The organism is Mesorhizobium sp. ES1-1, assembly GCF_020164785.1.
GTDB lineage: Bacteria > Pseudomonadota > Alphaproteobacteria > Rhizobiales > Rhizobiaceae > Mesorhizobium.
Window position 1 is genome coordinate 57,640 of sequence record NZ_JAIUGX010000015.1, and the last position, 12,303, is coordinate 69,942.

At 62.9% G+C, this 12,303-nt stretch carries 14 protein-coding genes; 1 reads left to right on the forward strand and 13 read right to left on the reverse strand.

The genetic code is table 11. From position 1 onward, the window contains the following. Window positions 1-247: 247 nt before the first annotated feature. Complete coding sequence (locus LB513_RS22715; RefSeq protein WP_092958033.1) at window positions 248-1,219, reverse strand: LysR family transcriptional regulator; 972 nt, start codon at window positions 1,217-1,219, stop codon at window positions 248-250. A gap of 207 nt (window positions 1,220-1,426) precedes the next feature. Between LB513_RS22715 and LB513_RS22720 the strand changes: the two genes are divergently transcribed. After that, window positions 1,427-2,056: a TetR/AcrR family transcriptional regulator gene (locus LB513_RS22720; protein WP_092958031.1), complete on the forward strand. Its 630-nt coding sequence runs from the start codon at window positions 1,427-1,429 to the stop codon at window positions 2,054-2,056. On the opposite strand, the gene LB513_RS22725 is transcribed toward LB513_RS22720, so the two are convergent. From LB513_RS22725 to LB513_RS22780, 12 genes are all read right to left on the reverse strand, one after another. After that, window positions 2,051-2,272, reverse strand: a complete 222-nt coding sequence (locus tag LB513_RS22725) for a DUF2274 domain-containing protein (protein WP_038148826.1) — start codon at window positions 2,270-2,272, stop codon at window positions 2,051-2,053. The genes LB513_RS22720 and LB513_RS22725 overlap by 6 nt on opposite strands. A gap of 2 nt (window positions 2,273-2,274) precedes the next feature. Further along, window positions 2,275-3,408 carry a TrbI/VirB10 family protein gene (locus LB513_RS22730; protein WP_092958029.1) on the reverse strand — a complete coding sequence of 378 codons (1,134 nt, stop codon included), beginning with the start codon at window positions 3,406-3,408 and terminating at the stop codon, window positions 2,275-2,277. Then, on the reverse strand, window positions 3,405-4,436 hold the full coding sequence (gene trbG, locus LB513_RS22735; RefSeq protein ID WP_092958027.1) for a P-type conjugative transfer protein TrbG: 1,032 nt from the start codon (window positions 4,434-4,436) through the stop codon (window positions 3,405-3,407). The genes LB513_RS22730 and trbG overlap by 4 nt, the downstream gene beginning before the upstream one ends. Next, complete coding sequence (trbF, locus tag LB513_RS22740; protein ID WP_092958025.1) at window positions 4,433-5,122, reverse strand: conjugal transfer protein TrbF; 690 nt, start codon at window positions 5,120-5,122, stop codon at window positions 4,433-4,435. The genes trbG and trbF overlap by 4 nt, the downstream gene beginning before the upstream one ends. After that, window positions 5,119-6,483, reverse strand: a complete 1,365-nt coding sequence (trbL, locus tag LB513_RS22745; RefSeq protein ID WP_092958023.1) for a P-type conjugative transfer protein TrbL — start codon at window positions 6,481-6,483, stop codon at window positions 5,119-5,121. Before trbL ends, trbF begins: the two co-directional genes overlap by 4 nt. Window positions 6,484-6,486: 3 nt before the next feature. Beyond that, the gene (gene trbK-alt / locus LB513_RS22750) at window positions 6,487-6,774 is read right to left on the reverse strand and encodes a putative entry exclusion protein TrbK-alt (RefSeq protein WP_092958021.1); all 288 of its coding nucleotides are present in this window, start codon (window positions 6,772-6,774) and stop codon (window positions 6,487-6,489) included. A 20-nt stretch (window positions 6,775-6,794) separates the two neighbouring features. Then, window positions 6,795-7,577, reverse strand: a complete 783-nt coding sequence (gene trbJ / locus LB513_RS22755; RefSeq protein ID WP_092958019.1) for a P-type conjugative transfer protein TrbJ — start codon at window positions 7,575-7,577, stop codon at window positions 6,795-6,797. Next, window positions 7,574-10,081, reverse strand: a complete 2,508-nt coding sequence (gene trbE, locus LB513_RS22760) for a conjugal transfer protein TrbE (RefSeq protein WP_224665766.1) — start codon at window positions 10,079-10,081, stop codon at window positions 7,574-7,576. The genes trbJ and trbE overlap by 4 nt, the downstream gene beginning before the upstream one ends. Before the next feature lie 10 nt (window positions 10,082-10,091). Further along, on the reverse strand, window positions 10,092-10,373 hold the full coding sequence (locus LB513_RS22765; RefSeq protein WP_224665767.1) for a VirB3 family type IV secretion system protein: 282 nt from the start codon (window positions 10,371-10,373) through the stop codon (window positions 10,092-10,094). Then, window positions 10,373-10,705, reverse strand: a complete 333-nt coding sequence (locus tag LB513_RS22770) for a TrbC/VirB2 family protein (RefSeq protein ID WP_092958013.1) — start codon at window positions 10,703-10,705, stop codon at window positions 10,373-10,375. The genes LB513_RS22765 and LB513_RS22770 overlap by 1 nt, the downstream gene beginning before the upstream one ends. Beyond that, window positions 10,702-11,694, reverse strand: a complete 993-nt coding sequence (gene trbB / locus LB513_RS22775) for a P-type conjugative transfer ATPase TrbB (protein WP_092958011.1) — start codon at window positions 11,692-11,694, stop codon at window positions 10,702-10,704. Before trbB ends, LB513_RS22770 begins: the two co-directional genes overlap by 4 nt. 174 nt (window positions 11,695-11,868) lie before the next feature. Further along, window positions 11,869-12,303, reverse strand: coding sequence for a CopG family transcriptional regulator (locus LB513_RS22780; RefSeq protein ID WP_092958009.1), 435 nt, complete (start codon window positions 12,301-12,303; stop codon window positions 11,869-11,871).

The following is a 12,303-nucleotide window of genomic DNA, read 5'->3' on the forward strand; positions in this document are numbered from 1 at the left end:
GAAAGGATAAAAAGTATATGGGACACCTTGTGATGTCCGTATATTTTCTATTCTAACAAACCTCAAACTGTCAAGCCCGAGGAAGGCCGGATGCGCACCGTGTCACCGTGCACAAACACGGCGGGGCAAAAGCGCTATCGAAGTCGGTCAGCCTGGACGTGGGCAGGGCCACGACATCTTCGATACCGACACGGTCGATGTCGATTGCAGCCAATGCTACGGCGTGATCGTACAGTGCCGTCAAACCCTATTTTCGCCGGGTCAGCCCTGTCAGCGATCGTGCCAGGCTCAACAGCCGCCGAGACGCCGGATTGTCGTTTTGCGCGGACCAGACCATGCTGAACGGCAGCACCTCATCCGCAAGTTCCCGGTAGGTGATCCCTGGAAACTGGGCGACGGTCGTTGCTTCGCTCGTCAGAGTGAGGCCGCGACCGAGAGCGACCAGCGATAGGATATTGTCGCGGCCGACCTGCTGAGACTGAATATCGAGGTGGCGGCCGAGACCGGCAAGGTGAGCAACCAAATAGTCGTGGATCTCCTGACCCGGCGCAACGTCACTCACAATGAACCGTTCGGAGACCAAATCGCCCCATCCAAGTTCCGGCTTGCCCGTCAAAGGGTGGTTATCGGGCAGCACCACGAAAACCTTCTCGCACCATAAATGCTCCGCCTCACAGCCATCCCATGCCGCGGTTCCCGTGATGAATGCGACGTCCAGACAAAGTTTCCGGACAGCCGCGATGTGCTCGGGCGGATTGCCGTCAATAAGGTCGACCTGCACGTTCGGGTGGCGCGTGCCGAAGGCACGCAACAGATCGAACAGAAATCCTGACGCAAGGGACGAAAATATCCCGACCTTGATCAGCCCTTGCTCCGCCCGGCCAACCGCCGCCACCTTGGTCACCCCAATGTCGATCTGGCGAAGAGCATGGCGAGCGTTGCGCAGGAATTCCCGCCCGGCAAGGGTCAACCGCACCCCGCCAGCATGGCGCATGAAAAGCGACGCCCCGAGTTCATCTTCGAGATCACGGATTCGTCGGCTGATGGAGGATTCCTGCACAGAAAGCGCGGCAGCAGCCTTGCGAAAACTCCCATAATCGACGGCGGCCACAAAATATCGCAACTGGTTCAGCCGGACCGCAGATGTGCCGGGTCTCCCCTCAACGACTTTTGTGAGGCTATCATCAGGTGAGGTCTGATTGTTCCCGATCACAGCCATGGTGCATCATCCGAAACAGCGTTCGGTTTCTGACGGGCACCCCGCCATCATCAACGCGAAAATCGATCTGTGTGCGTTCATCGGCTCTCCGCACATCCTCAAACTAAACGACGTTCAGTTACCGAATGCTGCTTCTTGACTTCCGCTCCGTCAACGAAAAAAGTAAATGTCGTTTAGTTTTCACGACGAGTTGCAACAGGCATCCGCATGGCCCGTCCCCGGAAAGAGCAAGAACTTGATATTGCTCGTCGCGCGATCGACGAAACGATCCGGCTGCTGTCAGAACGTGGCGACCTCGACGTACCGCTGACTGCGGTCGCGCACGCCATCGGTTGCACAGCGCCAGCGCTTTACGGCCATTTCCGCAACAAAAGCGCCTTGTTGCGCGCCGTTCGGGACGAAGGGTTCAACCAGCTCTACAGAGAAAAGCTGGCCGTCTTCCAGCAGATGCGCGGCAATCCATTCGGCTATTTGCGTGATGGCAGCTATGCCTATGTCCGCTTTGCCCTCGAAAACCCCACGCTGTACCGACTGATGTTCACACCGCCGCCACGGCTCGGAGTCAGCGATGATCCATGGTCGGGCGAAGCTGGAAGACAGATACTAAATCTATTGCTGACGGGACTTCGCTGCTCTCAGGACCAAGGCTTTTTGCCCGGCATGGATCTGAGCCGTTACAGCTTCATGTTCTGGTCAACGGTACACGGCGCGGTGAGCCTCACCCTTCAGAACCGGGAAATGGATCAGACCGCCAAATGGGATGCGACACGAAAGGCCGTCGATACGTTGATGGAAATCATCGCCGCGACGCGCCATGACTCGCTCGGCACCTCATGAGCGAGACCTTCGGGCGCTGGCAAAGCCCCGATCTGTCGCAATGAACCGTTCCAGCATCGGCACAATCAGCCTGACAGGATCGGCAGCGGGCTGGCCGGTTTCGCGAGCCAGCACTTCTGCATAGGCGGCAAGATCGCGGTGCAGCGGCCCCGGCAGTTCCACCGTCACCTTCACGGGCTTGTCTTCGATGAGGGGGCCGAGTTTCAGCTTCGTCATGGTCAGTTCCTATAAGGTTCGAGTACGAGATCGCGGGTAACGATGACCCTGACCGGGTAGCCCGGCCGGATCGTCAGGGTCGGCGCGACCTGCAACTGGCGCTGGACGATCTGTTGCCCGGCCTGATTGATGGTATCCTGCGCTCCGTCGCGGATGGCGCGGATCAGACGATCCTCGTCGTCGGTCGCCAGTTCCGTGCCGATGCCGAGCAGCGTGGACAGCCCCGCCGCTTTCATCAGATCCCACCAGTGGTAATCAACGCCATCTTCCAGCCCGGCATAGCCGGAAGCGTCCGCACCGGGCTGGCGCTCCAGCACGATGGAGCGGCCGTTGGGCAGGATCAGGCGGTTCCAGACCAGCAGCACGCGGCGCTGACCGAATTGCACGCCCGCATCATACTGGCCGATGATGCGGGTTCCTTGCGGGATCAGCAGCAGACTGCCGGTCGGACTGTCATAGACATTCTCCGTCACCTGCGCGGTGATCTGCCCCGGCAGATCAGAGCGGATGCCGGTAATCATCGCCGCCGGAATCACTGCCCCGGCCTGCAGGATGTAGGGCGAGGCAGGCGCCATGATCCGATCCATGGCAACGGTCTGCCGATCCACAGGACCATTGAGGAAAGCTGTGTGCCGGTCCTGCGTTTCAGGTTGGGCACCAAGGTCCGGCCCCACAAGCCCCGGAATCGTTGAGCCAGCTGTCGTCGCCACTCTTGGCCCGGACTGGAAGAACACGGTGCTAAGACGTGCGGCTTCTTCCTCGGCAAGCCGGCGCTCTTGGGCAGGATCGCGGGCAGGCGTCGCCATGGCGGGCGGCGTGACGGGCTGACCCCAGTTCTGGGCATCCAGGATCGGGCCACCGAGATCGCCCGGCAATGCCGGCCCCAGGACCGGCCCGGTATAATCCTTCGGCAGACCCGCCAGTCCATCTGCCGTGGCGCGATTCTCGGTCGAATAGAGTTCTTCACCGTTTCCGCTCATGTCGCGCGTCTGGAGCGCATAGATAAGCGCCCCGCCGATGCCGAGGAGCGCAACAGCCCCGGCACCGGCCAGCATCTTGCGCGACAGGCGCGTGACGCGCGGCGGCTCGGCACGCAGACGCATCGGCGTTGGGCTGGTGGTAGCCTCTTCGCTCATGACGGTTGCTCCCCGGTTTTGGCGGGCTGGGCAGCTTGCCTTTGCTCGATGCGAACGATCCTGACCGTCTGCTGCTGCTTGCCGCTACCAAGACGCAGCTCAGCCGCTCCGAACAGCCGATCGACGATCAAGATGTTCTGGTGAACACGGGAATTGACGATCTGGGTCTCGCCCTCGGAACCGATGACGAAGATCGGCGGCATCTCACCCTGCACGATGCCGCGCGGGAAAACGACATAGACACGGCGGCCATCGTCGAAGACGGAAATCGGCCGCCATGGCGGCGTATCTCCGGTCAGGCGGAAACGATAGTTGCGTGCCGCCTCGACCGGGATGATGGGTGCTGCGGGAACGGTCTGGCGCTGACCGGCAGGCAGCGCCGGATAAGACCAGGATACGGACGGCATGTAGAGAGCCTCACGGGCGCGCAACTCGATCATGTAGGTGCGCCGATCGGTCGTCACTACGAGATTGGTTGAGATGTCGGATCGAGATGGTTTGACGAGAATATGGACCCGGCGCGACGTACCGCTCCCGCTCTCGGTATCGCCAATGATCCAGCGGGCCGTGTCTCCCGCAGCGATCGGTCCCGCGCCGGTCAGGCTTTCGCCCGGCTCCAGCGCAATGTTGGTGATCTGTCCAGGTGCTGCATAGACCTGATAGAGCGCGCCTTCCGACCAGGGATAGATCTGGATGGCGTTATAGTAACCCTCGCGGCGCGGCTCGACGCGGGCGGCGGCATTGGCGTTCTCGACGCGGCCTGCCGGTGTTCCGGCAGCAGTGCCGCCGCGTGCGACCGTCCAGGCCGGCGGCGTGTGAAGCGGCCGAGGCCGGTCATCGGTGACAGCGGCCGACACAACAGGCAACGCCGACACAACAGGCAACGCCGGCACATCGGCATCATAGCTGAACTGCGGCGCTTTGTTGGTGGCGCAGCCTGCCAGCATGGTGGCCGAAAGCAACAAGGCCGCGAAGGCGGGTTTACGGAAAACCGGCAAGGCGGAATTGCGGGAAAACGCGATGGTCATTGGCTCATCTCCCGCGACCATGAAATCGCATTGACGTAGATGCCGAGCGGATTGGCGCGCAGACGCTCGGCATCGCGCGGCGTCTGGATCACGATGGTCAGGATCGCGGTCCAGCGCTCGGTCGTGGAAAGCTGCCCGTTCTCATAGTGACGCTCGGTCCAGGCGACGCGGAAGCTGTCCTTCGAGGCGCGTATGACGCTGGAAACCTCGACTGCGATCTGCTGGCGGCCGACACGGGTGAACGGATCATTGGCGCGGGCATAGTCGTTGAGCGCGGCTGCTCCCCTATCCGTGGTGAACTCATAGGCGCGCAGCCAGTTCTGGCGCACGATGATGGCGTCCGCCGGGATCGAGCGCGTCTGCTCGATGAAGCGGCCAAGATGGAAGGCGATCTGCGGATCGGTCGGACGGTAATCGGCCGTGGCTGCGGCGACGGTCTGGGCCTGGCCGAGATCATCGACCTGCACCACCCAGGGCACGACGGTCCCTCGCGCCGATTGCAGAACGAGCGCGGCAGCGAAGCCCGCCGAGAGGATCAGTGAGCCGAAGGCCATATAGCGCCAGTTCTTGGCCTGCGCGCGAGCCGTGCCAATACGCTCGTCCCATACTTGCGCGGCTTTCTGGTAAGGCGTCTCGGGTTCGGGCGATTTGCCGTAATGGGTCGCTGGACGTCTGAAGATGTTCATGAGCGGTCACTTTCGGAAATGTTGACGGAAGAGCCGCCACCGTGGCTGTCACCGGAGCGGACGGCATGGGCGGCCATGGTCGTGCCGTGATTGAGCGCCTGGCGGCGGTGCATCTGCTGCGCCCATGCAGGCGGGCTGCCCGTCGGTGCGGAGGCGGGTGCGGCAGCGCCGGCCATGCTCGCACCGCCAATTGTTCCCTGCGAGGACGACCCACCAGTGACGCCGAGCCCGGCACGCGCGCCATCGGAGAAGCTGGATTTGACGCTTTCCGTGGCTTTCGAGGCCGCCCGTTTCAGGGGCGATGCGGCGGCGGAGCCTGCCGCGCGGGCAACACCGCCCAGCCCGGAGGCAACACCGGCAGCGCCTGACTGGCCGAGCGATCCGACACTATAGGCGGCGCTCGCCGCCCCTGCCGCAGCAGCACCGCCACGGACGGCAGCAGCTCCACCCGACAGCGCCGCTGCCCCTCCCTTCGCGGCCATGCCTGCGGCAGCGCCGCCGGCAAGCATCATGCCGCCAGCGGCAAGGCCGGTTCCAACTGCTGCACCTGCGCCAAGCTGCGGGCCGCCAGAAACCAGACCGGAAGCGATGCCGGGACCGAAGATGCCGAGGCCGAGAAGGGAAAGTGCGGCCAGCACGATCGCCATGGCGTCGTCGATGGTCGGCGTCACGCCGCCGAAACCGGCCGTAAACTGCGAGAACAATGTCGAGCCGATGCCGATGATGACGGCGAGCACCAGCACCTTGATGCCGGAAGAGACGACATTGCCGAGCACGCGCTCAGCCATGAAGGCGGTCTTGCCGAATAGGCCGAAGGGAATGAGGACGAAGCCCGCCAGCGTAGTCAGCTTGAACTCGATCAGCGTGACGAAGAGCTGCACGGCGAGAATGAAGAAGGCCAGCAGCACCAGCGCCCAGGCGAACATCAGACAGGCGATCTGGATGAAGTTCTCGAAGAACGACCAATAACCCATCATGTCCGAGATAGATTCGAGCAGCGGGCGACCGGCATCGAGGCCGGTCTGCGCCACCTTGCCGGGCCGCAGCAGATCGGCGGCGGAAAAGCTGGTGCCCGAACCTTTCAGGCCAAGACCGGCGAAGCTGTCGAAGATGATCTGGGCGAGATTGTTCCAGTTGCCGATCAGATAGGCGAAGACGCCAATGAACAGCGTTTTCTTGACCAGCCGGGCGATGATGTCGTCGTCGGCACCCCAGGACCAGAACAATGCCGCCAGCGTTACGTCGATGACGATCAGCGTGGTGGCAATGAAGGCGACCTCGCCACCGAGCAGGCCGAAGCCGCTGTCGATATAGCTGGTGAAAACACCCAGAAAGTTGTCGATGACGCCGGTGCCGCCCATGGTTCACTGTCCCCCGTTCTGATGCGGAGCGGCGGGCACCGGCGTCCGGCCGAGGAACCGGTCGCGGTTCTCGGCCCAGGTGGCGAGGCAGCCGGGATCGTTCACGGCGGCCTCGCCTAACTGCTGGCAGTGGCGCAGGCTCTGGCGCAGCGGATCGGCAGGCGCCTGAAGCGCCGGCGCCGCATGGGGCTGTGCTGGTTCGTCCTCGCGTGTCATTTCGATCACCGTCGCGGTGATGGCGATGGCCACGAATATGATCGCGCCCAGCCGGGCCAGCATCTTGCCGTCCATGTTGCGCCGCTCCTGTCCGGTCAGTTGTTGCCGTTGCCGAACATCCGGGCATTGCCGGGCTGATAGCCCGATCCCGGCGTCAGAAAGCGCTCGCGCTGGATGCGGCCCTGTTCGGCGGCGGTGGCGCGCTCGGCTTCGATCAGAGCTTCGGAGCGACCATTGGCGGACATCAGCGCGATCAGGTCGGAAAGCTGCTGCGACTGGAGCGCGAGAAGCTGATTGCCCGCTTGTGTCGCCTGCAACGCGCCGGTCGCGTTCTGGCTCTGCCCGACAAGGGCGGACATTTCAGCGCGATTGGTGTCGATATTGCCAACGACACCGGCCTGCACGCGCATGGCGTCCTGCAAGCCGCCGACCGTATTCTGCCAACGAGACCGTGCATCGGCGACGAGCTGCGCGTCGGTCGCGGACAGCGAAACCTTGCCGTATTTCTGTTGGAACATCTGATCGACGTTCTGCACGTCGAAGGCAATGTTCTGCGCCTGGGCCAGAAGCTGCTGCGTGCGCTGGACGTTCTGCTGCAAAGTCTGGAGCGAGGAATATGGCAGACTGGCGAGATTCTTCGCCTGATTGATGAGCATCTGCGCTTCATTCTGAAGCGAGGTGATCTGGTGGTTGATCTGCTCCAGCGTGCGTGCGGCGGTCAGAAGGTTCTGCGCATAGTTGGTCGGATCATAGACGATGCGGCCGAAGCCAAAAGCGTGAGCGGGGTTTGCCAGCATGGGCGACAGTGCAACAGGCATGGCGAGCGTCAGCGCCAGCACGGATGCACTGACATATCGGGAAACGGGGATACGGATCATGGCAGGGTCTCCTTTTCTTGGCTGTCATCTGGATGGATTTGATCTGGCGCGACCGACCGAGCGGGCTCTGTCCGTTCGACAAGATTGGTAAGGTTCGGGGTCAGATCGACGGCCCATTCGACGCCGCGATCGCGCAGCCAGGCCGCGAGAAAACCGTCCTGCCCATGCTCGGCAACGAGTTCGGCGATACGGGTCTGATCGGATTTGGATGATGCAGCGCAGAGCGCGAGGCCAACTTCGCTGAGGCCAAGCTCGAACAGGCGATTGCCGCGCCGCGATTGGCAGTAATAGTCCCGCTTGGGCGTGGCCCGCGCGAGGATCTCGATTTGCCGGTCATTGAGGCCGAAGCGGCGGTAGATTGCCGTGATCTGCGGCTCGATGGCGCGTTCGTTTGGCAGCAGCAGCCGCGTCGGGCAGCTTTCGATGATGGCGGGCGCGATATTGCTGCCGTCAATGTCCGAGAGCGACTGCGTGGCGAAGATGACGGAAGCGTTCTTCTTCCTGAGTGTCTTCAGCCATTCGCGGAGCTGGTTGGCGAACCCCTCATCATCGAGCGCCAGCCAGCCTTCGTCGATGATGAGCAGGGTTGGCCGACCGTCGAGCCGGTCGCCGATCCGATGAAACAGATAGGACAGGACGGCAGGCGCAGCCCCAGTGCCGACCAGCCCCTCGATCTCGAAGGCCTGTACATCGGCTGATCCGAGATGTTCGGCCTCGGCGTCGAGCAACCGGCCATAGGCGCCGCCAATGCAGTAAGGGCGCAACGCCTGTTTCAGATCGTTGGATTGCAGCAGCACGGCAAGGCCGGTGATGGTCCGTTCCTCCGCCGGGGCGGATGCCAGCGATGTCAGCGCCGTCCAGATGTGCTCCTTCATCTCCGGCGTGATGGTCATGCCTTCGCGCATCAGGATCGCGGCGATCCAGTCGGCGGCCCATGACCGTTCATAGGCATCATTGATCCGCGCCAGCGGTTGCAGGGAAACGGAAACCTCCGATCCCTCGGTCAATCCACCGCCGAGATCATGCCAGTCGCCGCCCATGGCGAGCGCGGATGCCCGGATCGACCCCCCGAAATCGAAAGCGAAAATCTGGCTGCGATCATAGCGGCGAAATTGCAACGCCATCAGCGCCAGCAGCACGGACTTGCCCGCGCCGGTCGGGCCGACGACGAGGGTATGGCCCACGTCGCCGACATGAAGGGAAAGCCGGAACGGCGTCGAACCCTCGGTCTTGCCATACAGCAAGGGGGGCGCTCCGAGGTGTTCGTTCCGTTCCGGCCCCGCCCACACGGCCGATAGCGGGATCATGTGGGCAAGGTTAAGCGTCGAGATCGGTGGCTGACGAACATTGGCGTAGGCATGTCCGGGGGTCGAGCCGAGCCAGGCATCGACGGCATTGACCGTTTCGGGCATGGCCGTGAAATCGCGGCCCTGAATGATCTTTTCGACCAGCCGCAGCTTCTCGTCGGCGATCCGCGGATCGGCATCCCAGACGGTGACGGTCGCCGTGACATAGGCCATGCCTGCCATGTCGGCCCCAAGTTCCTGCAAGGCCATGTCGGCATCGAGCGCCTTGTTCGACGCATCGGTGTCCACGAGCGCAGATTGCTCGTTGGTCATCACCTCTTTCAGGATCGCGGCGATGCTCTTGCGCTTGGCGAACCATTGCCGCCTGATCCTGGTCAGCAACTTCGTTGCGTCGGTCTTGTCCATCAGGATCGCGCGGGTAGACCAGCGATAGGGAAAAGCCAGCCGGTTCATCTCGTCGAGCAGACCGGGCGTCGTCGCAGTCGGAAAGCCTGTGATCGTCAGGATGCGCAGATGCGACAAGCCCAGGCGCGGCTCCAGCCCGCCGGTCAGCGGCTGATCGGCCAGCAGTGCGTCGAGGTGCATCGGCACCTCGGGCACGCGCACGCGATGGCGGTTCGTGGATATCGTGGAATGGAGATAGGTCAGCGTGCCGGCATCATCGATCCAGTGGCATTCGGGCATGAAGCCGTCGAGCAGCGCCAGCACGCGGTCGGTGCGGTCGATGAAGCCGCGCATCAGCTCCCATGGATTGACGCCGGATTGCTCACGGCCCTCGTAAAGCCATGTTTCTGCGCGGGAGGCATCTTCGGCAGGCGGCAGCCAGAGGAAAGTCAGGAAATAGCCCGACACGAAATGTGTGCCCGCTTCCTCGAACCCGGCTTTGCGCTCAGCATCGACCAGTGCGGAAGCCGCATCTGGAAACTTGCTATCGGGATAGGTCGCAGCCTCGGAGCGTTGTGCCTCGACGAAGATCGACCAGCCCGAACCCAGACGGCGGACGGCGTTGTTGATCCGACCGGCGACCGCGACAAGTTCGGCGGCGACAGCAGAATCCAGATCCGGCCCACGAAACTTTGCCGTCCTCTGGAAGCTGCCATCCTTGTTCAGAACAATGCCGGGGCCGACCAGGGCTGCCCATGGCAGATAGTCGGAAAGCCGAGCGGAGGTGCGGCGATATTCGGTGAGGTTCATCATGGCCGCGCCCTCACACTGACAGATGACCGGGTATGCGCAGGTGCCTGCGGCCCACCTCGACAAAAAGCGGATCGCGTTTGGCAGCCCATACCGCGAGGAAATGACCGACTGCCCAGATCGCAAGGCCAACCAGCCAGAGACGAAGGCCGAGGCCGACGGCGCCGGCCAGCGTGCCGTTGACAATGGCAGTCGAACGCGGTGCGCCGCCGAGCAGGATATGCTCGGTCAGCGCCCGGTGAACCGGGATGGAGAAGCCCGGCACCGCATCGAGCTGTTCAAACCCGCCCGCCATCAGATGAGCGCCCCGCCGCCGAACGAGAAGAACGACAGGAAGAAGCTCGACGCGGCGAAGGCGATGGACAGGCCGAAGACGATCTGAATCAGGCGGCGGAAGCCGCCGGAGGTATCGCCAAAGGCCAGCGCCAGGCCGGTGGCGATGATGACGATGACGGCGATGATCTTGGCGACAGGACCCTCGATCGACTGGAGGATCGACTGAAGCGGTGCCTCCCAGGGCATGGAGGAGCCGGAGGCGTGTGCGGCAGGCGCCAGCATCAGACTGATGGAAACAGTGACAGCGGCGGTTGCCATGATACGGCAGCCGCGTGAAATCGTGCGGATCATGAAGGGTTTCCTTTCGGGGTGGTTGCCAAAGTAATGGGATGCGTGATGGCGTAGTCGCCGTCCGGTCCCAGCCCATCGACGCGGGCGAGTTCGACCAGGCGGCGGGACGATCCACGTCCGGCAAGAACGGCGACAAGGTCGATGGTCTCGGCGATCAGGGCGCGCGGGACGGTGATGACGGCTTCCTGGATGAGCTGCTCGAGGCGTCGCAGCGCGCCAATGCCGGAACCGGCATGGATGGTGCCGATCCCGCCCGGATGGCCGGTGCCCCAGGCTTTAAGGAGGTCGAGAGCTTCGGACCCGCGCACCTCGCCGACCGGGATGCGATCCGGGCGCAGGCGTAGCGACGAACGCACCAGATCAGAGAGCGTCGCCACGCCATCCTTGGTGCGCATCGCGACCAGATTGGGCGCGGCGCATTGCAGTTCGCGCGTGTCTTCAATGATCACGACGCGATCCGAAGTCTTGGCGACTTCTGCCAGCAGCGCGTTGGTCAGCGTGGTTTTTCCGGTCGAGGTGCCGCCCGCGACAAGGATATTGGCGCGCGCGGCGACGTTCAGGCGCAGCACCTCGGCCTGAGCACTGGTCATGATCCCAGCGTTTACATAGTCGTCGAGCGTGAACACCGCGACGGCGGGCTTGCGGATGGCAAAGGTCGGCGCCGTGACGACAGGCGGCAGCAACCCTTCGAAGCGCTCTCCGGTCTCAGGCAGTTCGGCTGACACACGCGGACTTCGGGTGTGAACTTCGACGCCAACATGATGGGCGACCAACCGGACGATCCGCTCGCCATCGGCCGCCGACAGCCTCTCCCCCGTATCGGCCAGACCTTCGGAGAGCCGATCCACCCAGATGCGGCCATCGGGATTCAGCATCACCTCGACCACAGCTGGATCTTCCAGAAATCGGGCAATCGATGTCCCGAGTGCGGTGCGCAGCATCCGCGCACCACGCGCAATCGTCTCGGGTTTCTGATGTGATGCGGTCATGGCGGCCCCATTCATGGCGGGACGCGCAAAAGACGGACCCCGGATTGGGGTCGATTAAAAGAACCTGATTTTGGGCTGTTTCAACAGATGTTTACGCGCGTGCGGCCATCGGCGGAGCCTGGCGGTGAATAGGACGGGTTTCAATCCTAGATCCCATCGCCGTCACCTTCGGTTTTACCCCCCCGGCGGGGTGTCGTGTAGCGCAGCCATGTCGTGCGACATTTCTTTGAGGAACCTGTCACCGGTCGCGAGACGCTTACCAAGCGACTGCATGAAGCCCTCAAATCGCTCGTTTCCCTTGATGCGCGCAGATTGCTTCGCACTGTCGGGCAGCGGCGGCGTAAGGGTCAGCCAGAATTGTACGAATAGCGAAAGGGTTTCGCCCAGCACGGCGATGTCCTCGTCCAGTATGTCGAACTGACGGCCAAGCTTGTCCAGGCGGCGTGACATAGCGGCTTCCAGCCGCTCGGTCGTATCGCCTGAAATGAAGGATGCTACAGCGGCCTCGATCACTGCGGATTTCGAGACATTTCGGCGCAAGGCCAGCGCTTCCACCTGTTTCAGCAGAGCGGGATCGAAATAGACATTCATGCGGGTGCGCGTCGTCAT

Bases quoted from the DNA above. Each gene is read 5' to 3' on its own strand.
- LB513_RS22720 (WP_092958031.1), top strand. From the start codon at position 1,427: ATGGCCCGTCCCCGGAAAGAGCAAGAACTTGATATTGCTCGTCGCGCG.
- LB513_RS22765 (WP_224665767.1), bottom strand. From the start codon at position 10,373: ATGGCGGGCGGGTTTGAACAGCTCGATGCGGTGCCGGGCTTCTCCATC.
- trbJ (WP_092958019.1), bottom strand. From the start codon at position 7,577: ATGATCCGTATCCCCGTTTCCCGATATGTCAGTGCATCCGTGCTGGCG.
- trbE (WP_224665766.1), bottom strand. From the start codon at position 10,081: ATGATGAACCTCACCGAATATCGCCGCACCTCCGCTCGGCTTTCCGAC.
- LB513_RS22770 (WP_092958013.1), bottom strand. From the start codon at position 10,705: ATGATCCGCACGATTTCACGCGGCTGCCGTATCATGGCAACCGCCGCT.
- trbL (WP_092958023.1), bottom strand. From the start codon at position 6,483: ATGGGCGGCACCGGCGTCATCGACAACTTTCTGGGTGTTTTCACCAGC.
- LB513_RS22780 (WP_092958009.1), bottom strand. From the start codon at position 12,303: ATGACGACGCGCACCCGCATGAATGTCTATTTCGATCCCGCTCTGCTG.
- LB513_RS22715 (WP_092958033.1), bottom strand. From the start codon at position 1,219: ATGGCTGTGATCGGGAACAATCAGACCTCACCTGATGATAGCCTCACA.
- trbB (WP_092958011.1), bottom strand. From the start codon at position 11,694: ATGACCGCATCACATCAGAAACCCGAGACGATTGCGCGTGGTGCGCGG.
- LB513_RS22725 (WP_038148826.1), bottom strand. From the start codon at position 2,272: ATGACGAAGCTGAAACTCGGCCCCCTCATCGAAGACAAGCCCGTGAAG.
- trbG (WP_092958027.1), bottom strand. From the start codon at position 4,436: ATGACCATCGCGTTTTCCCGCAATTCCGCCTTGCCGGTTTTCCGTAAA.
- LB513_RS22730 (WP_092958029.1), bottom strand. From the start codon at position 3,408: ATGAGCGAAGAGGCTACCACCAGCCCAACGCCGATGCGTCTGCGTGCC.
- trbK-alt (WP_092958021.1), bottom strand. From the start codon at position 6,774: ATGGACGGCAAGATGCTGGCCCGGCTGGGCGCGATCATATTCGTGGCC.
- trbF (WP_092958025.1), bottom strand. From the start codon at position 5,122: ATGAACATCTTCAGACGTCCAGCGACCCATTACGGCAAATCGCCCGAA.